The organism is Tenacibaculum aestuarii (assembly GCF_964510395.1).
Taxonomy (GTDB): domain Bacteria; phylum Bacteroidota; class Bacteroidia; order Flavobacteriales; family Flavobacteriaceae; genus Polaribacter; species Polaribacter aestuarii.
In genome coordinates this window covers 477,729-496,213 of record NZ_CAZEFY010000001.1, presented here as the reverse complement: position 1 = coordinate 496,213, position 18,485 = coordinate 477,729, and the positions used below count along the sequence as shown (strand labels likewise).

General features: G+C 32.0%; 15 protein-coding genes. 8 read left to right on the top strand and 7 right to left on the bottom strand.

The window, feature by feature from the left end:
* Positions 1 to 14 precede the first annotated feature (14 nt).
* The 3 genes from ACKTSU_RS02450 to ACKTSU_RS02440 all read left to right on the top strand — a co-directional run bounded on the left by ACKTSU_RS02450 (position 15) and on the right by ACKTSU_RS02440 (position 5,292).
* Positions 15 to 515 carry a DUF456 domain-containing protein gene (locus ACKTSU_RS02450; RefSeq protein ID WP_408034787.1) on the top strand — a complete coding sequence of 167 codons (501 nt, stop codon included), beginning with the start codon at positions 15 to 17 and terminating at the stop codon, positions 513 to 515.
* 425 nt (positions 516 to 940) lie between these two features.
* Positions 941 to 2,638, top strand: coding sequence for a lysine--tRNA ligase (gene lysS, locus ACKTSU_RS02445; protein ID WP_408034786.1), 1,698 nt, complete (start codon positions 941 to 943; stop codon positions 2,636 to 2,638).
* 626 nt (positions 2,639 to 3,264) lie between these two features.
* Positions 3,265 to 5,292, top strand: a complete 2,028-nt coding sequence (locus tag ACKTSU_RS02440; protein ID WP_408034785.1) for a ComEC/Rec2 family competence protein — start codon at positions 3,265 to 3,267, stop codon at positions 5,290 to 5,292.
* A 3-nt stretch (positions 5,293 to 5,295) separates the two neighbouring features.
* On the opposite strand, the gene ACKTSU_RS02435 is transcribed toward ACKTSU_RS02440, so the two are convergent.
* The 4 genes from ACKTSU_RS02435 to ACKTSU_RS02420 form a co-directional block, all read right to left on the bottom strand.
* Positions 5,296 to 5,814 (bottom strand): thioredoxin family protein, encoded by a 519-nt coding sequence (locus ACKTSU_RS02435; protein WP_125066784.1) that lies wholly within the window; start codon positions 5,812 to 5,814, stop codon positions 5,296 to 5,298.
* Between the two features lie 98 nt (positions 5,815 to 5,912).
* A complete protein-coding gene (locus ACKTSU_RS02430; protein WP_125345594.1) occupies positions 5,913 to 7,676 on the bottom strand; it encodes a peptide MFS transporter in 1,764 nt (587 codons plus the stop codon).
* A gap of 34 nt (positions 7,677 to 7,710) precedes the next feature.
* Positions 7,711 to 9,279, bottom strand: a complete 1,569-nt coding sequence (locus ACKTSU_RS02425) for a peptide MFS transporter (protein ID WP_408034784.1) — start codon at positions 9,277 to 9,279, stop codon at positions 7,711 to 7,713.
* A gap of 44 nt (positions 9,280 to 9,323) precedes the next feature.
* Entirely contained in the window at positions 9,324 to 11,471 is a 2,148-nt protein-coding gene (locus ACKTSU_RS02420; protein WP_408034782.1) for a S9 family peptidase, read from the bottom strand.
* A gap of 142 nt (positions 11,472 to 11,613) precedes the next feature.
* Here ACKTSU_RS02420 and ACKTSU_RS02415 point away from each other — a divergent pair, with 142 nt between their 5' ends.
* Genes ACKTSU_RS02415 through ACKTSU_RS02405 form a run of 3 tightly spaced genes read left to right on the top strand, consistent with a single transcriptional unit; the run spans position 11,614 to position 15,481 of the window.
* On the top strand, positions 11,614 to 13,347 hold the full coding sequence (locus ACKTSU_RS02415; protein WP_408034781.1) for a hydroxymethylglutaryl-CoA reductase, degradative: 1,734 nt from the start codon (positions 11,614 to 11,616) through the stop codon (positions 13,345 to 13,347).
* Positions 13,347 to 14,273 carry a GYDIA family GHMP kinase gene (locus ACKTSU_RS02410; protein ID WP_408034780.1) on the top strand — a complete coding sequence of 309 codons (927 nt, stop codon included), beginning with the start codon at positions 13,347 to 13,349 and terminating at the stop codon, positions 14,271 to 14,273. The genes ACKTSU_RS02415 and ACKTSU_RS02410 overlap by 1 nt, the downstream gene beginning before the upstream one ends.
* Positions 14,273 to 15,481 carry a BaiN/RdsA family NAD(P)/FAD-dependent oxidoreductase gene (locus ACKTSU_RS02405; RefSeq protein WP_408034779.1) on the top strand — a complete coding sequence of 403 codons (1,209 nt, stop codon included), beginning with the start codon at positions 14,273 to 14,275 and terminating at the stop codon, positions 15,479 to 15,481. Before ACKTSU_RS02410 ends, ACKTSU_RS02405 begins: the two co-directional genes overlap by 1 nt.
* A gap of 62 nt (positions 15,482 to 15,543) precedes the next feature.
* On the opposite strand, the gene ACKTSU_RS02400 is transcribed toward ACKTSU_RS02405, so the two are convergent.
* The 3 genes from ACKTSU_RS02400 to ACKTSU_RS02390 all read right to left on the bottom strand — a co-directional run bounded on the left by ACKTSU_RS02400 (position 15,544) and on the right by ACKTSU_RS02390 (position 16,505).
* The gene (locus ACKTSU_RS02400) at positions 15,544 to 15,846 is read right to left on the bottom strand and encodes a hypothetical protein (protein ID WP_408034778.1); all 303 of its coding nucleotides are present in this window, start codon (positions 15,844 to 15,846) and stop codon (positions 15,544 to 15,546) included.
* A gap of 22 nt (positions 15,847 to 15,868) precedes the next feature.
* Entirely contained in the window at positions 15,869 to 16,099 is a 231-nt protein-coding gene (locus ACKTSU_RS02395; RefSeq protein ID WP_408034777.1) for a hypothetical protein, read from the bottom strand.
* Positions 16,100 to 16,166: 67 nt separating this feature from the next.
* A complete protein-coding gene (locus ACKTSU_RS02390) occupies positions 16,167 to 16,505 on the bottom strand; it encodes a hypothetical protein (RefSeq protein ID WP_408034776.1) in 339 nt (112 codons plus the stop codon).
* Between the two features lie 523 nt (positions 16,506 to 17,028).
* Between ACKTSU_RS02390 and ACKTSU_RS02385 the strand changes: the two genes are divergently transcribed.
* Complete coding sequence (locus ACKTSU_RS02385) at positions 17,029 to 17,757, top strand: sensor histidine kinase (RefSeq protein ID WP_408034775.1); 729 nt, start codon at positions 17,029 to 17,031, stop codon at positions 17,755 to 17,757.
* The gene (locus ACKTSU_RS02380; RefSeq protein WP_408034774.1) at positions 17,750 to 18,457 is read left to right on the top strand and encodes a LytR/AlgR family response regulator transcription factor; all 708 of its coding nucleotides are present in this window, start codon (positions 17,750 to 17,752) and stop codon (positions 18,455 to 18,457) included. The genes ACKTSU_RS02385 and ACKTSU_RS02380 overlap by 8 nt, the downstream gene beginning before the upstream one ends.
* Positions 18,458 to 18,485: the final 28 nt, after the last annotated feature.

The following is an 18,485-nucleotide window of genomic DNA, read 5'->3' as shown; positions in this document are numbered from 1 at the left end:
AATAAAAAAAATTAATGGATATATTTTTAGTTATACTTGGGTTTGTATTTGCTTGTTTAGGAATTGTCGGGTCGTTTTTACCTGTACTACCAGGACCTATTACTAGTTGGGTAGGTTTGTTATTGTTACACTTAACAAGTGTTGTACCTCAAAACTGGACATTTTTAGGCATTACCCTAGCTATTGCTGTCTTCATATTTATTCTTGATTATTTTATCCCTGCTATGGGAACCAAACGCTTTGGAGGTTCTAAATATGGTGTTTATGGTACCACAATTGGTTTAATTGTTGGACTCTTTACTCCTATTCCCTTCGGAATTTTAATCGGTGCATTTGTTGGAGCTTTAGTTGGTGAATTGATTTACGACAGTAAAGACACTAACAGAGCTATTAAAGCATCGTTCGGTGCTTTTTTAGGATTTTTAGCATCAGCAACTATTAAATTTTCTATTGCTACGGTATACTTGGTATTATTTATAGTGAAGTTTTTTGAGTACAGTAATTCTTTCTTTTAGGAAGAAGTTTTATTGATAATGTCCCTTCGGATATGCTTAGAGGCCCCTTAAATAATTAGGGAAGTTAGCAAATACGCTTAGCCCCGATTGTAGCAATTGTTTGAGCTCTCCCGACACTTCGGGAAGCGAGTGCGGAAAGCGGGAAATAGCTTCAAAAAATATTTGAATTTAATGCAAAAAAAAAAGCAACCCATCTCAGGGAAGCTTTCCATTGGTTAACAAAACCATGGTACTATTTAAAGTACCTAACAACACAACTAAATGCTGTCCTTTTAAAATTAGACAGCCTGCAAATATACACCCTTTTTTAAAGTTTGCAAACTTTTATTCTTTTTTTACAAAAAATGTGAATCTGTTAAGCGTTGTTTAATTCTGCAATTGATTGTATCTTTGCAGCTTCATTAAAAATTAATAAAAATTAACCCATGCAATTATCAGAACAAGAAGTTGTACGTAGAGAAAAGTTAGGGAAGCTAAGAGAATTAGGCATCAATCCCTACCCAGCTGATTTATTCCCATTAAATTCAAACTCGAAAGAGATTAAACAGAAGTTTGAAGAGGGTAAAAAGGTGGTGATTGCAGGTAGATTAATGTCACGTCGTATCCAAGGAAAAGCTTCTTTCGCAGAGTTACAAGATAGCGAAGGTCGTGTACAGATATATTTTAACCGTGACGAGATTTGTACTGGTGAAGACAAAAACTTGTACAACGAAGTGTACAAAAAGTTATTAGATATAGGTGATTTTGTAGGAATTGAAGGTGAGTTGTTTAAAACTCAGGTCGGAGAAATCACTGTAATGGTAAAAGATTTCAAATTATTAAGTAAATCTTTAAAGCCATTACCATTACCAAAAGTAGATGCTGAAGGAAATACTTTTGACGGATTTACCGATCCTGAAATGCGTTACCGTCAACGTTATGCTGATTTGGTAGTAAACCCGCAAGTAAAAGAGGTTTTTGTAAAGCGTACTAAGTTATTCAATGCGATGCGTCAGTTTTTTAACGATGCTGGATACTTTGAAGTAGAAACGCCAATTTTACAGCCTATTCCAGGTGGTGCTGCTGCAAGACCGTTTATTACACATCACAATGCCTTAGACATTCCATTATACATGCGTATTGCGAATGAGTTATACTTAAAGCGTTTGATTGTTGGTGGTTTTGACGGTGTGTATGAGTTTTCTAAAAACTTCCGTAATGAAGGAATGGACAGAACGCATAACCCAGAATTTACAGCCATGGAAATTTATGTAGCCTACAAAGACTACAACTGGATGATGGAGTTCACGGAAAAATTATTAGAGCACTGTGCATTAGCAGTTAACGGAACTACAGAAGCTACTTTTGGAGAGCATAAAGTAGATTTTAAAGCTCCGTACGCACGTGTTACCATGGCAGACTCTATCAAACATTTTACTGGTTTTGATATTAGCGGAAAATCGGAGGATGAAATCCGTAAAGCTGCTCAAGACATGGGTATCGAGGTAGATGACACGATGGGTAAAGGAAAGTTAATTGATGAGATTTTTGGTGAGAAATGTGAAGGAAACTACATTCAACCAACCTTTATTACCGATTATCCGAAGGAAATGTCTCCGCTGTGTAAAGAGCACCGTGACAATCCTGAATTAACTGAACGTTTTGAGTTAATGGTATGTGGTAAAGAAATTGCCAATGCATACTCTGAATTAAACGACCCTATCGATCAACGTGAGCGTTTTGAAGCACAATTAAAATTAGCGGAGCGTGGAGATGATGAAGCTGGTCAGTTTATCGATCAAGATTTCTTACGTGCCTTAGAATATGGTATGCCTCCTACTTCTGGATTAGGAATTGGAATGGATCGTTTAATTATGTATTTAACGAACAATCCGTCAATTCAAGAAGTGTTATTCTTCCCTCAAATGAAACCTGAAAAGCAAGCTCCTACTGTTGAGTTAAACGATGATGAAAAAGCATTGTTAGCATTGATTGAAAAAGCTGAAAAAATAGATTTAAACGAGTTAAAAACTCAAAGTGGTTTATCGAACAAAAAATGGGACAAAACCATTAAAGGATTAACTAAAAACAACCTTGCTAAAGTTGAAAAAACAGAAGAAGGTTTGGTTGTAGAAATCGTATAAATTACTTTTTAAAGTTTATAATGAATAAAAAAGCAATCTTATTTGAGGTTGCTTTTTTTTGTTTGGTTTTTATGCTATTTTGGGTAACTTAGCTTATACTCTAAATAACATTACAATTAATTTATAAATACAACGTAATCATCAAAACTGACAAGTCACTTTCTATAGTAAAATGGTGGGAATCCAAAAGGTTAATTTTTAACCTACTTGTTGGAGCCTCGGGTATTTATGGTATTTTTAGTGGACTACAAGATTGGAGTGATAGTGTTTTTATAGTAACTGACTTAATTGGAATAATTGCTTGGGGAATTTTGATGAACATTCTCTACTCAACAGGCATTATTGTTGAAATTTTAGACCAATATTATTTTAAAGGAAAATTAAAATTGGATAGATTCAGACTACTATTTCTGATTATTGGATTTGTTCTTTGTTGTTTCGTAACTTGGTTTAAAGCGTGGAAATTTTATGCACATTTTGAACTTTGGTAAAACTAATTATAGCGCGGTATAACATATTACTTCTAATTCCCCTTGACTAAATTCTTTGTTTTCTTTTAAATAAGTTAGTAACCTAACCATAACTAATTTTCCTTATTCACTCTTTTTTCATAACTTTAAAAGGCTATGAAAAAATTGTTAGAATACCCTCCATTTCATTTTTTGTTATGTGTTATTATTGGAATCACACTTCAATTTTACACACAAATTTGGCATTTTAATTTTCTTTATTTAGGATGTGTTTCACTAGGTTTTCTAACTGTTCTCTATTTTTTAAGAAAAACCCTAACACGAAAAGCTTTTAGCGTAGTTAGCTTATTACTTTTTGTTTTTATTGGAGTTAGTACCACGTATATTCACAATCCGAAGAATCATAAAAACTATTATAAGCATCAATTAACTGACAATTCTACTTCTATACTAACCATACAAAAAGTGTTAAAACCAGGAAATTATTATACAAAGTATGTAGCCAAAGTTTCTCAGGTTGATTCCACCAAAACAAACGGAACTATTCTTCTAAACATTCAAAAAGACAGTACACAAACCTTACTTGCTGTTGGTAATCGGATTTTTATTAAAGCTTCTTTTAAAGAATTGATTCCTCCTTTAAATCCACATCAATTTGATTACAAACAGTATTTGGCAAAACAGTATATCTATCATCAAGTATTTTTAGATAAAAAACAATTTAAACAGCTTAATGATGCAAGTTTTTCTTTAATCAATCTATCAGCTAGTATTAGGGAAAAAGTACAAACTTCCTTAAAACAATATCATTTTTCAAATGATGAATTTGCTGTGATTAATGCTTTATTACTCGGTCAGCGTCAAGAAATATCAAAAGAATTATTAGAAAGCTATACCAATGCTGGTGCGGTTCACATCTTAGCTATTTCAGGGCTACATATTGGTATTTTGTTATTGCTACTCTCCTATCTATTTAAACCTTTTGAAAGAATTCCGCATGGAATTATTATCAAAACTGTTTTCATTGTATTATTACTTTGGTCTTTTGCTTTTATTGCTGGATTATCAGCCTCTGTAGTTAGAGCTGTAACCATGTTCACTTTTGTCGCAATTGGACAATCATTCAAACGAAAAAAGATTATTGAGTATTCTTTAATCAGTTCTATGTTCTTTTTACTTTTAATAAAACCAATGTTTTTATTCGATGTTGGATTTCAATTGAGCTACTTAGCTGTTTTTGGTATTGTTTGGGCACAACCATTACTCTACAGCCTCTGGAAACCTAAACTTTGGTTACTAGATAAAGGTTGGAGCTTATTTACAGTTTCAATAGCTGCACAAGCAGGTATTTTACCTATTAGTTTGTACTATTTTCATCAGTTTCCAGGATTGTTTATTCTGTCTAACTTAATTATCATTCCCTTTTTAGGAACAATTTTAGGGTGCGGAATAGTAATCATTCTATTAGCAACCTTCAATATCTTACATCAATTTATGGCTGATGCGTACGGATTCGTAATTTCTTTGATGAATTATTTTGTTAATTGGGTTGCTCATCAAGAAGATTTTTTATTCAAAGAAATTTCCATGTCTTTATGGGAGATGCTAGCTTGGTATATATTTATTATCTTCATATTTCAAGTTTGGATTCAAAAAACCTCAAAAAGCATTCTTTTTTTACTGACTTCAATTACGATGCTACAAGGAGTTTATTTTTATCAGAAGTATCAAATTAGCAACAAAAGTGAGTTTATTGTATTTCACAAAAGCCGACACTCAATTTACGGAAAGAGAAATGGTAAGGAATTAACAATCATTAGTTCTTTGAATGATTCAATTTTACGTCAACAAAAAGTACTTCAATCGTATAGAATTGGGGAACATATTTCTTCTAAAGTTATTGACTCTACTATTAATGTTTTCTCATATAAAAGCAAGCAAGTTTTAATTGTAGATAGTTTAGGGGCTTATCAAATAGATGGACTTAAAAAGCCTATAGTAATTTTGAAAAACAGTCCAAAAATTAATTTAAACAGACTTATTGCAACACTAAAGCCTCAACAAATTATTGCTGATGGAAGTAATTACAAATCGTACATTAACAGATGGAAAGAAACTTGTTATAAACAAAAAGCACCATTTTGGTATACTGGTCAAAATGGTGCTTATATTTTAAAAGAATAGACTTTACATGGCGCTTTTAAAGTTCTTCTCAAACTCTTTCCATGGTGTATTCTTATAATTATCCTTATTAAAATACGCTAGTATTTTTTCAAATCTTTTTTCTTCTAAATATCCAGGTACGTTTTGTAATAACTGTCTTTCAGTATTAAAAAAAGCTGTTGAAGGATAACTTAACTGTCCTTTCATTATAGCTGCTGCTAACTGGTGATACCCTCTTCTTCCTTGAGCTTGATACTTAAACGTTTTTCCTTGAAACGTAATATCATGTTTTGCTTCTCCATTTAACTTTACTGGATAATAATGTGTATTGATATACTCAATAATTACTTTGTTTTTATATGTTGTTTTATCCATTTTTTTACACCAACCACACCAGTCAGTATAAATGTCTACTAAAATTGGCTTTGGCTCTTTCTCGCTCATTTCCATCGCTTCTTCAAAGCTTAACCAGTTTACTTTATCTTGTGCCTTTACTCCAAGTGAAATAAAGGTTAAAACTGCTACTAATATTATTTTTTTCATACTCCTTAAGTCTCAATAAGTGTTCCAAATTTACAAAAAAACCTGCCAACATTTAAAATTGACAGGTTGTAAAAGGTTGTTTTAACGTTTATTTAGAGTTATTTAACTCCGTGCATTAACTTTTTAATTACTGGATAAAGAACCGCCGATAATACTGCTAATCCAAAAGAAATAGCCGTTAATAACCAGAAAAAGCTACTTAATCCTTGTTCTTTAGCAATTGCTTCAGATGATTCTGCAAATACTCCTGCTAACTTCATTCCAATAGCTACCGCTAAATACCAAATACCAAACATAAACGCAATCATACGACCTGGTACTAATTTAGAAACATAAGATAAGGCTACTGGTGATACACATAACTCTCCCATAGTATGGAATAAATACACTAAAATTAACCAGACAATACTTACTGATGCAGTTTTTGCCCCTGGTTCAATACCATCAGCTCCAATAGCAATAACTGCCATTCCTAAACCTAATAACCCCATACCAATTGCCCATTTCATATTTGCATTTGGATTGTATTTACTTTCCCACCATTTAGAGAATAATGGCGCTAAAGTGATAATATACAATGAATTTAATACTGAAAACCATGAAGCCGGAATTTCAGCAGCATCTTTTTGGAATTCTTCCTTTAACATCCATATTGCAATGAACCAAATTATTACAAAACTCGTTCCTAAAAACACATTAGACCACGCATACTTTGCAAATGTTTTCTTAAACAATAAAAGAAGAACCCATGTAATAATTCCAAGAGGAACAATAGTCATTAACGAGTTTACTACTTTAAATATAAATCCTGCATTTCCTTCTAAAACCCTATTTGTATAATCCTTAGCAAATACAGTTAATGAACTTGGTGATTGTTCAAAAATTGCCCAGAAGAAAATTGTTACAAAGGCAAAAAACATTACTGCTAACATTCTATCTCTTAATACCGGTGTGTATTTAGGAATACGCATTACTAATAATACAATGAATATTAAAAATGCTAAAAGAATTGCTACAGTAGGACCTGAAAGACCTGCAAACTCAAATGGGAAAACATTGTATTTTCCTTCTGATATTTTTGAGACAGGGTCATTAAAAATCCATAATAAACCTAATAAAGATGAAATACCTATTAATACTTTTTGTACTCCTGTAAAAGGATTTCTTCCTTCTTCAACTTCTTTTTCTTCTGAAGTAATATCATCAATAATATCTACATTTTTATTTTTAGGTCCATCACCAATTTTACCAAAAATCCCTTGAGCTAACCAGAACTGTAATAATCCAAATAACATGAAGATACCAGCTACTCCGAATCCCCAAGACCATCCTACTTTCTCTCCTAAATATCCACATAAAAGAATTCCTAAGAAAGCACCTGCATTTACTCCCATATAGAAAATGGTGTAAGCTCCATCTTTTTTCTCTTCTTTTCCTTTATACATTTCAGAAATAATAGAAGTCATATTAGGTTTGAAAAAACCACTACCTATTACCAAAAATCCTAATCCCGCATAAATAAAGAAAGATGTTTCCACTGCCATACAAGCATGACCTATGGTCATTAATAACGCCCCTATAACAACAGCTTTACGAATACCTATAACGTTGTCGGCAAAATACCCTCCAACCATTGTTGATAAATATACTAAAGAAGTATAGGTTCCGAAAATAGCAAATGCCCATTCACGTGGCCATCCCCAACCGTCATCTAACAAAGATGCTGTAAAAAATAAAACTAAAAGAGCACGCATTCCATAGTACGAAAAACGTTCCCACATTTCTGTAAAAAACAACACAAACAATCCTGCTGGATGTCCTAACACCTTGTCTTTAAATAAATTCTCAATATCTGTATTCATTATTCTTGTTATATAGTTTGTATGATAATTTGTTTTAATGTATTCCTTTCATTAATCTTTTTAGTAATGGAACTAATAAGAGTAGTATTGCGGCACACCCTAACACTACATATACCCCCCATTGAAGATACACGTCAACATAAGGACTTACTTGTTCTGCCATAGAAGCATTTTCTTCTAATTCACCTACACTAATTAATTTTCCAATCTCTGTTGCCATTTTATTACCAACTGAATAAGATAAAAACCAAGCACCCATTGTAAAACCAACTATATGAGATGGAGAAAGTTTGGTAATCATAGATAAACCTACTGGAGACAAGCATAATTCACCTAAAGTATGGAATAAATACATAAAAATTATTGCCCAAACTATAATTTTTTCACCTGATGCTATTGCTGATTTCGCTCCAATAACTATAATTAAGAACCCTAATGCTAACAAGACTAAAGAATATACAAATTTTAGAGGTGTGCTAGGTTCCATTTTTAGCTTGTTTAATTTCATCCATAACCAAGCAAAAACAGGCGCAAAAATAATGATGAAAAGTGCATTTAACGCTTGAAACTGTGATGCTGGAATTTCTGAATTTCCAATTGTTCTATCAACAAACCTATCAGTAATCAAAGTTAGTGTTCCTCCTGCTTGCTCAAATAAAGCCCAAAACATAGCATGAAATATAAACAACACTAAAACTACTAATAATCTCGAACCATTTTCATATTGAGTACTTAGGTAAAATAAATATCCCAATACAGCAATAGTAATACCCGTAAGTCCAAATTTAAAAACATTATCATAACTAAATAGTAAAGCCCAAAGTGGCACAGCAACAAAACTTAAAAGAATAATTAACTTATTAACGCTAAGTCCTGCAAAAATACTTTTAGTATCATATTTTTCATCTGGAACAAGACCTTTTTCTCCAAAATATTTTAGATTTCTCCAAAACACCAACAAACCAGCGAACATCCCTACTCCTGCTAATCCAAATCCCCAGTGCCAACCTATAGATTCTCCTAAATACCCACATGTTAATGCCGATAAGAAAGCCCCAACATTAATTCCCATATAAAAAATATTATATGCAGGATCTTTTCTTGGGTCATCTTGATCATAAAATTTCCCTAAAAAACTCGATATATTTGGTTTGAAATAACCAGTACCTACAACTATAAAAGATAAAGCTATGAAAAAGAAAAGCTCATTAGTTTCAGCAATTAAGCCTTGGGCTGCTAACACAATATGTCCTAAACTTATTAAAATACCGCCTAGTAAGATAGATTTTCTAAAACCTAAATACTTATCAGCCATCATACCTCCTATAATAGGCCCAAGATATATGGACGCTGTATAGGTTCCATAAATAGCAAGGGATTTTACATCTGCTTCACCACTAGATATTTGTTGAAAAACAACTTTTACCATATATAAGGTAAGTAATGCTCTCATCCCGTAATATGAGAAGCGCTCCCACATTTCTGCAAAAAAACAAACAAAAAGCGCTCTTGGATGCATTTTGCTGTTTGCTCTTATAACCAGAGGTATCCATATTAAACAAAAAATCCATCCAAAAATTATCAATCCTAACGAAAAATCCATATTAACTATTTTTAAAGAGTTTGTACATAGTTTTATTTTTTACTTTATAAGTTACTCTTAATAAAGTTTGTCATCTTAGTAAACAAATGTAAACGCGTGTTACCTCCATAAATACCATGATTCTTATCAGGGTACATTCCCCACTCAAATTGCTTATTTGCTTGAATTAAAGCCTCTGCCATTCTATAAGCGTTTTGAACGTGTACATTATCATCACCTGTTCCGTGAATTAATAAATACTTTCCTTTTAATAATTCTGGATAGTTTAAAGGTGAATTATCATCATATCCTGCTGGATTTTCCTCTGGTGTACGCATATAACGTTCTGTATAAATCGTGTCATAAAAACGCCATGTAGTAACTGGTGCTACTGCAATTGCTGCAGCAAAAACATCATTTCCTTTTAATAAACAGTTGGTACTCATATGACCTCCAAAAGACCATCCCCAAATACCAATTCTATTCGCGTCAACATACGGTAATTTTGCTAACTCTTTAGCCACAGAGATTTGGTCTTCAGTTTCATATTTTACCAAATTCATGTAAGTAACTTTCTTAAAATCACGACCTTTAAAACCTGTTCCTCTACCATCTACACAAACAACTATATAACCATTTTGTGCTAACATTTGGTGCCAATAATCATTTGAACCATTCCAACTATTTTTTACATTTTGAGAACCTGGTCCTGAATATTGATACATTAAAACCGGGTACTTTTTATTTGCATCAAAGTTTGCAGGCTTAATAGTATACATGTTTAAGTCGTTTCCGTTTACATTAATTGTAGAAAACTCTTTTTTACTTAGATTATATCCTGCAATAGTTTCTTTTAAAGCTGCATTATCTTTTACAGTTTTTAATACTTTCCCTTCATCATTTCTTAGCGTGTACACTGGTGGTGTATTTGCATCAGAAAAAGTATTGATAAAGTAGTGCATGTTTTTACTAAAAGAAGCATTGTTTGTTCCTGTAGGATTACTTAATAACTTTTTGTTTTTACCATTTAAAGAAATACTATATACCCCTCTATTAATAGAACCATTTTCTACTGACTGATAATAAATAGTTTTCTTATCTGCATTATATCCGTAGTAAGAAGTAACCTCCCAATCTCCTTTAGTTACTTGATTTAATAATTTACCATTTTTATCATAGTGATAAATATGGTTGTATCCATCTTTTTCACTTGTCCAAATAAAGCTATTATCATCTAAAAAAGTTAAATCATCAGTAATATCTACATATGCTTTATCTGTTTCGTTTAAAACGATAGAACTATTAAAAGTAGTTGCATCAACAAAATACATTTTTAAATCATTTTGATGACGATTCAATGTTCTAACTGCTAAAATATTTGGATTGTTAGTCCAGTTAATTCTTGGAATATACTCATAATCTCCAACTCTGATTTCCGCAGTTTTATTAGTTTCTAATGAAAATATACGTAAAGCTACTTTAGCATTTTCTTCACCAGCCTTTGGATATTTAAACACATGTTGTGTTGGGTATTTACCTTTTCCGTATACATCCATTGAAAAAGTTTTAACCTTACTTTCATCAAAACGTAAGTAAGCTAAGTTTTTGCTGTCTTTACTCCATTCAAAAGCTTTTACAAAACCAAATTCCTCTTCATAAACCCAATCGGTAATACCGTTAATGATTTCGTTCTTTTTACCACTATTGGTAATTTGAATTACCGCATTAGCATCTGAGTAATCTTTAATGAATAAATTATTGTCTTTAGCGTAGGCTATTTTTTTACTATCAGGAGAAAAAGTTGGTTCTTGAATATCTGTACCAATTAAATCTAACGATTTTTTTGCTATGTCATACACATAATATGTACCTAAATATGAATGACGGAAAATTTGTTTGAAGTTAGTTCCTAAAATTAATTTGGTCTCATCATTATTAAAGCTGTACGATTGAAAATATTTCAATCCTGCTAAATCTTTACTATCAACTATAGTTTCAACTTTTTCTAAAGTTTCATAACTGTATTTATCTACAGTAGAGCTTCCATTCTCATAATTTAATAGCGAATAAAAATCTCCTTTCATAGAATTTAAAGAGTTCATATAATCGGCTCTAAATGTGCCTTTTCGCCATATATCCTCTAAAGAAATATCTTTTTTTTGAGCTTGTACTAGCGAAGATATTCCTATAAACAATAGTAATAATTTCTTCATGTTAAGTTGTTGTTTATCTAAAAAGTTTGCCAAGTTTACGGAAAAATAGCCAAAAATCCGCTCAAAAAAATCATAAAAACCAAATAACACGACCATTTTAACATGATTCACGTATCTTTGAGCCATCAAAAATGAATTGAGAATGTCTAAAACGATCTCTGGTTTTTCTAAACTTACCAAAGAAGAAAAAATAGACTGGTTGGCAAAAACTTACTTTAACAATCAACCAGAAATTATACAAACTATTACGCAATATTGGAATGTAGATGACAAGCTACAACAGCTGCACGATGATTTTATTGAAAATACCATTTCTAACTTTTATATGCCTTACGGCGTTGCCCCTAACTTTGTAATTAACGGACGTAGTTATGCAATACCTATGGTAGTAGAAGAGAGTTCTGTAGTTGCTGCTGCATCCAAAGTAGCCAAATACTGGAGTACTAAAGGTGGGTTTAAAACTGAAGTGATTTCTACCACAAAAATTGGTCAAGTACATTTTATGTACGCTGGTGATAAAAAGGAGTTACATTCTTATTTCAATGAACAAAAAACCGAATTACATGCTGCCACTGCATCCATTACTAAAAACATGGAAAAACGTGGTGGTGGTATTTTAGATATTCAACTGGTTGACAAAACTGATAAACTAGCAGATTACTATCAATTACATGTTACGTTTGAAACAAAAGATAGTATGGGTGCTAACTTTATCAACTCTTGTTTAGAGGCTATTGCCAAGGCTTTTAGAAAAGACGATATTGAAATTGTGATGAGCATACTTTCTAACTACGTTCCTGAATGTTTAGTTAGAGCGGAAGTAAGCTGTAAGGTAGAAGAATTAGGAGGTAAAAATCCAGAGAAATTTGCTCAAAAATTTGAACAGGCAGTTAAAATTGCCGAAATAGAACCGTATCGTGCAGTTACCCATAATAAAGGTATTATGAATGGAATCGATGCTGTTGTGTTGGCAACGGGTAATGATTTTAGAGCAATTGAAGCAGGAGCACATGCCTATGCTTCAAAAAATGGGCAGTACAGTAGTTTAACTCATTGTGAAGTGAAAAATGGTGTTTTTAGATTTTGGATTGAAATTCCTTTAGCTTTAGGTACCGTAGGTGGACTAACTGCATTACACCCAATGGCAAAATTGTCGTTAGATATGATGCAAAAACCAAGTGCACGCACCTTAATGCAAATTATCGCTGCTGCAGGTTTAGCGCAAAACTTTGCTGCTTTACGTGCCTTAACTACTAAAGGTATTCAACACGGACACATGAAAATGCACTTGATGAATATCTTGAATCAACACAAAGCTACTAACGAAGAAAAAGAGGTTGTGGCTGCTTATTTTGAAGATAGAACTGCTTCACATAGTGCTGTTGTTGAAAAGTTAAATGAGCTTCGTAAGCCAAAAGTACAATGGATAGACTTTTTAAACGAAGAAGAAGTACGTGATACTCTTGTAAATTTAAAAGCCGATGCAAAACCTTTGTTTGGTAAAATGAGCGGGCAACAAATGGTAGAACATTTAAGCTTGGTTACTCAAATTGCGAATGGAAACTGGAAGGTTGACATCTATGTTTCTGAAGAGAAAACAACCAGAAGAAAGCCTTTTTTAAATACCGATAGCGAGTTACAAATCGGATTTAAAGCTCCATTTTTATCTGAAGATCCAACTCCATTAAAGTTTAGTTCTATGAACGAGGCTATTACTGATTTGATTGAGCAAGTGCAGCATTTCGAAACTATTTTTAATGAAAATCCAACCCGAAAAGTAGTACATCCATTTTTTGGAGAGTTGGATTATGAGTATTGGAAAAAATTCCAAGTAAAACATTTTACACATCATTTTAAACAATTTGGGCTGGTATAATGCGACACTACTCTAACGGAAAATTATTACTCACTGGAGAGTATGTTGTTTTGGATGGCGCAACATCATTAGCTGTCCCAACTAAGTTTGGACAAGACTTAATTGTTGAACCGATTAAAGAACCACAACTTATTTGGGGAAGTTTTACGCATACCGGAGAATGTTGGTTTGAAGCTTCTTTCGATTTACCAAAACTTAGGTTAACCTCAGCAACATTTAAGTCTGATAAAGAAGGAAGCGCTGAATTTATAGCTGAAACTTTACGTGATATTTTACAAGAAGCAAAAAAACTAAACCCTGATTTTTTAAATACTAATCATGGATATATCGTTAAGGCAAATCTAACATTCCCTCAAAACTGGGGATTAGGAAGTTCTTCAACCTTAATTAATAATATAGCTACTTGGGCAAATGCAAATCCGTTTACTTTGCTTTGGAACGCTTTTTCTGGAAGTGGTTACGATATTGCTTGTGCAAAACATAACACTCCGATTCTATATAAGCTAGAAGAAAAACAACCTCATATTGAAGAAGTAAATTTCAATCCAAGTTTTTCTGAAGAATTGTTTTTTGTGCATTTAAATCAAAAACAAAATAGTAGAGAAGGAATTGCTCACTATAAAAAACACAAAGAAGAAGCTAAAATATTAATTCCTGAAATTGACAATTTAACTCAAGAGTTTTTAAAAACTAACACTTCTAAAAATTTAGAAAACATCATTATTGAGCATGAACAAATCATTAGTTCAATTATAAAACAAGACACTGTAAAACAAAGTTTATTTTCCGACTATTTTGGTGAAGTAAAAAGCTTAGGCGCTTGGGGTGGTGATTTTATTTTAGTTACAGGAAATGAAGATACTACAAGCTATTTTCAACAAAAAGGATTCAACACTATCCTTTCATATAAAGAAATGATTTTATAATGAAAAAGGTCATTATTATTGGTGGTGGGGCTGCAGGTTATTTTACTGCAATTAATGCAAAAGAACTCAATCCTGAATTGGACATTACTATTCTTGAGAAAGGAAAAGAGGTTTTACAAAAAGTGAAAATTTCTGGTGGAGGTCGTTGCAATGTTACGCATGCTTGTTTTGAACCTAAAGAACTAACAAAATTCTACCCAAGAGGTGAAAAAGAGTTATTAGGACCTTTTCACAAATTCATGACTGGTGATACTTTTGAATGGTTTGAAAATCGCGGAGTTCCTTTAAAAATAGAAGAGGATAATCGAGTATTTCCAGAAGCGAATACATCACAAGCTATTATAGATTGTTTCCAAAACGCTGTTGACAACCTCGGAATTACGGTGTTAAAAAATCATGGTGTGAATTCTGTTTATCAACAAAATGAGAAATGGGTTATCAACACAAAAAATCAAGATTTTGAAGCAGATTTCGTAGTGGTTGCTGCTGGAAGCAGTAAAAAAGTATGGGATTTATGTAAGACACTAAATCACACAATTATTGAGCCCGTTCCTTCCTTATTTACTTTTAACATTAAAGACAAGCGAATTATTGATTTGGGTGGTATTTCTGTACCAAATGCAGAAGTAACACTTGTTGGAACAAACCTAGAAAATTCTGGCCCGTTATTAATTACCCACTGGGGATTAAGTGGTCCTGCCATTTTAAAATTATCCGCTTTTGGTGCTCGAATTTTAGCTGATAAAAACTACCAATATAATGTACTCGTAAATTGGTTAGGGCAAGATACCGATTCGGTTTTTTCGGCATTACAAGAGTTAAAAAAATCGCAAGCTAAAAAGCAAGTGAATTTAAAATCTCCTTTTAGCGATATTCCTCGTCGATTATGGGAACGATTAGTTACAGCTTCGGAAGTAAAAAACGACCAAAACTGGGCTGATTTGAGCAATAAGCAACTTCAAAATTTAGCTAATCAATTAACAAAAGGGTTGTTTAACGCAAATGGCCGTACTACTTTTAAAGAGGAATTTGTAACAGCTGGCGGTATCGATTTAAAAGAAATTAACTTTAAACGTTTTGAAAGTAAAAAACACAAAAACTTGTTTTTTGTAGGTGAAGTGTTAAATATTGATGCCGTTACTGGTGGCTTCAACTTTCAAAATGCTTGGACAGGTGGTTTTATTTGCGCAAATGCTATTGCAGAATAGATTAAAAGTCATTTCGAACATAAATTGAAGTTTTTCACTTCGTTCGAAATGACTTTATTTTATTAATCTTCGTCTTCTCCTTCTTCTTCGTAACAGTTAAAAATGATAGAGTACCCATACTCTACTGCTTCTTCATATAACTCTTTTTGCTCTTCATCTTCTACATCGTCAACAGAATCTAACGTAAAATATTCGTCTTCTATTTCTACTACTTTCCAGTCTTCTTCCTTGATGTAAAATTTAGCTAACTGCATAGCTCCTTCGATATCTTTATAATCGACATACAAACTTACATAAGCTCCTAAAACTTCATCGTAATGTTCAGATGATTTTTTTGGTTTTGCTAAGGCATTAATTAAAAACATAGGTCTATTTTTTTTGTGTTATTTACGCTAATTCTCCTCTATGAGGTTTTAATGCATCTCTAAAAATCTTCATATTCTCTTCATCAACCACTATAAAAGCGATCGTATGCATTTCGTTTAAAGATACAAAATTTACTTCATGATATGGCAAACTATCTATCTGTGCAAACTCTTTTAAATGTACACAGTGATGCTTTGCCGTTTCCAATCCATCAGGACCTTTAAAATCCCAAATCAGTTTAATTTTTCTCATGCAACAAAAATACCCATTTCTAAAATAGAAATGGGTATTAAAAGAACTAACTAATCAAAAATCTAGATTAGCTTTCTCTTTTCCACAACAAGATAATATCGAATAGTCTCCCTAAAAGATAAATAAACAATCCTAATGTTGGTGCCAATAAACCTACTCTAAGTCCTCCTACTAAAACTTGAGGTGCTATATCATTTGCTATAGCTATTGCTTCTAACCCTCCTAGCATTCCTAAAACAAAGGAAAAGACCCCGAAAACAAAAGAAAACAAGCTAATTGATTTGATAAGTTTAGCATTCTTCTCAGTATTATTCTTCACCCCTCTAACAAATAAGAAGACTGTAAGTAGTAATAATACGATAAGAGTAATCATAAATGGTGCTCCACCTTCGATAATAAATCTCATAAAATTAGTTTTTAAAATTGTACTCTGTAAAAGTATCATTGACTTCAAATGAAAAATTAAAAACACGACAAACTACCTAATACCTACCTGATTTAACAAATTTAATTTCTGAAATAGAAAAACAGTTAAAAAGCTTACTAAATCTTTATTTCGTCTATTTTTACTTTTATTTAAACTTAAAAATGTGCTTTTTTACAAAATGCTAAAGATATTTACTTCTTTTTTATTTAAAACACCACTTCACATTTTATACTGGGTGCTAGTTTGGTTATTTTTCTACTTATTTTTTAGCACGGGGAGTAATAACCCACAATTTCTGTTTTGGTTCACTAGTATTTTATCGGTAATTTCTATTATAACTTCCTACGTTTTTGCTTATAACTTAATCCCTAATTATTTACTTACAAAAAAGTATTGGTCGTTCTTATTGTATACTATATATGCTATTATTTTCACCCTTTTCGGAGTTTTAATCACTGTTGTTTTCGGGTTTGTTTTCTTTTTTAATTTAGAATTTCAAAACATGCCTGCCTTAACCAAAAGTTCATCGGTTATTTTGGTATGTGTATTTTTAATCATTGTTTTAGCTAGTGGGTATAAAATACTAAGCCATAATTACAAGTCAATTGAAGAGAAAAAGACTATAGAGAATAAATTCCTACAAACACAATTACAATTAAAAGAACAAGAATTAAAGTTCTTAAAAATGCAAATTCATCCACATTTTTTATTTAATACCTTGAATACGTTGTATGGATTTACTCTCAAAAAATCGGACACTGCACCTGATATGATCTTAAAACTCTCTAATTTGTTAGACTATATCCTCTATCAAGTTGATAAACCTTCAGTATTATTAAAAAATGAAATTCTACATATTCATGATTATATTTCGTTAGAAAAAATGCGCTTTCAAGAAAGTCTACAGGTTAATTTTATCAAAAACCTATACAATGACACTATACAAATCCCACCGATGTTATTGTTACCTTTTATTGAAAATGCTTTTAAACATGGGACGCAAATTGATGGTGTTCTACAGATTGACATTGACCTGAAAACTACCGAAGATTTTTTAATTTTCCACATTAAAAACACCTCAAAACAAGCAACCACCACAAAAAAGGGTATTGGACTAGAAAACATTCAAAAAAGATTAGAAATGTTGTATAAAAACCAAGCTAATCTTTCAATAAAACCTGAAGCAAATCAATTTATCATTGATTTAAAAATTCCTTTAAAAAATGGCTAAAAAAACAACTTGTGTAATTGTTGACGATGAACCAATAGCAAGAGAAATTCTTGAAACATTTATTGAAAAGACACCAAACTTAGAACTAATAGCAAGTTGCAAAAATGCACTAGAAGCGTTACAAATTACACAAACTGATGTAATCGATTTATTCTTTCTTGACATTAATATGCCTGAAATTAACGGACTGAGCTTAGCAAAAATCATCAACAAAAAATCTAATATAATTTTCACCACTGCTTATAGAGAGTACGCTGTTGATGGTTTTGATTTACAAGCTACAGATTACTTACTAAAACCTATTTCTTTTGATCGCTTCTTACAAGCTGTTCAAAAAATTTCAGAATCAAACTCCCGCATAAATACCCCTACAGAAAATGAGATTTCTAAAGATTATATGTTTGTTAGAGCTGACAGGAAAATGGTAAAAATTAACTTCTGTGATATTTTATACATTGAAAGTTTAGGTGATTATGTAAAAGTTTTTACACAAGACAACATCACAATTACAAGAGAAACAATTAGTAGCTTTGATGAAAAATTACCGAAAGAACAATTTTTACGTGTACATCGTTCATTTATTATAGCTCTTAACAAAATTGACTCTTACACCAACGAGTATATCGAAATTCAAAAAAAAGCAATTTCTATAAGTAGAAGTTACAAAGACACTGTTTTACAAAAATTAGCACAAGTGTAAGTGAAACTTTATCTTTACCGCAAAATTT

What these genes read in the sequence shown, in the direction of transcription:
- ACKTSU_RS02385 (WP_408034775.1), top strand. Translation starts at nt 17,029, where the DNA reads ATGCCTGCCTTAACCAAAAGTTCATCGGTTATTTTGGTATGTGTATTT.
- ACKTSU_RS02450 (WP_408034787.1), top strand. Translation starts at nt 15, where the DNA reads ATGGATATATTTTTAGTTATACTTGGGTTTGTATTTGCTTGTTTAGGA.
- ACKTSU_RS02400 (WP_408034778.1), bottom strand. Translation starts at nt 15,846, where the DNA reads ATGTTTTTAATTAATGCCTTAGCAAAACCAAAAAAATCATCTGAACAT.
- ACKTSU_RS02390 (WP_408034776.1), bottom strand. Translation starts at nt 16,505, where the DNA reads ATGAGATTTATTATCGAAGGTGGAGCACCATTTATGATTACTCTTATC.
- ACKTSU_RS02395 (WP_408034777.1), bottom strand. Translation starts at nt 16,099, where the DNA reads ATGAGAAAAATTAAACTGATTTGGGATTTTAAAGGTCCTGATGGATTG.
- ACKTSU_RS02420 (WP_408034782.1), bottom strand. Translation starts at nt 11,471, where the DNA reads ATGAAGAAATTATTACTATTGTTTATAGGAATATCTTCGCTAGTACAA.
- ACKTSU_RS02410 (WP_408034780.1), top strand. Translation starts at nt 13,347, where the DNA reads ATGCGACACTACTCTAACGGAAAATTATTACTCACTGGAGAGTATGTT.
- ACKTSU_RS02430 (WP_125345594.1), bottom strand. Translation starts at nt 7,676, where the DNA reads ATGAATACAGATATTGAGAATTTATTTAAAGACAAGGTGTTAGGACAT.
- ACKTSU_RS02425 (WP_408034784.1), bottom strand. Translation starts at nt 9,279, where the DNA reads ATGGATTTTTCGTTAGGATTGATAATTTTTGGATGGATTTTTTGTTTA.
- ACKTSU_RS02415 (WP_408034781.1), top strand. Translation starts at nt 11,614, where the DNA reads ATGTCTAAAACGATCTCTGGTTTTTCTAAACTTACCAAAGAAGAAAAA.
- ACKTSU_RS02405 (WP_408034779.1), top strand. Translation starts at nt 14,273, where the DNA reads ATGAAAAAGGTCATTATTATTGGTGGTGGGGCTGCAGGTTATTTTACT.
- ACKTSU_RS02380 (WP_408034774.1), top strand. Translation starts at nt 17,750, where the DNA reads ATGGCTAAAAAAACAACTTGTGTAATTGTTGACGATGAACCAATAGCA.
- ACKTSU_RS02435 (WP_125066784.1), bottom strand. Translation starts at nt 5,814, where the DNA reads ATGAAAAAAATAATATTAGTAGCAGTTTTAACCTTTATTTCACTTGGA.
- lysS (WP_408034786.1), top strand. Translation starts at nt 941, where the DNA reads ATGCAATTATCAGAACAAGAAGTTGTACGTAGAGAAAAGTTAGGGAAG.
- ACKTSU_RS02440 (WP_408034785.1), top strand. Translation starts at nt 3,265, where the DNA reads ATGAAAAAATTGTTAGAATACCCTCCATTTCATTTTTTGTTATGTGTT.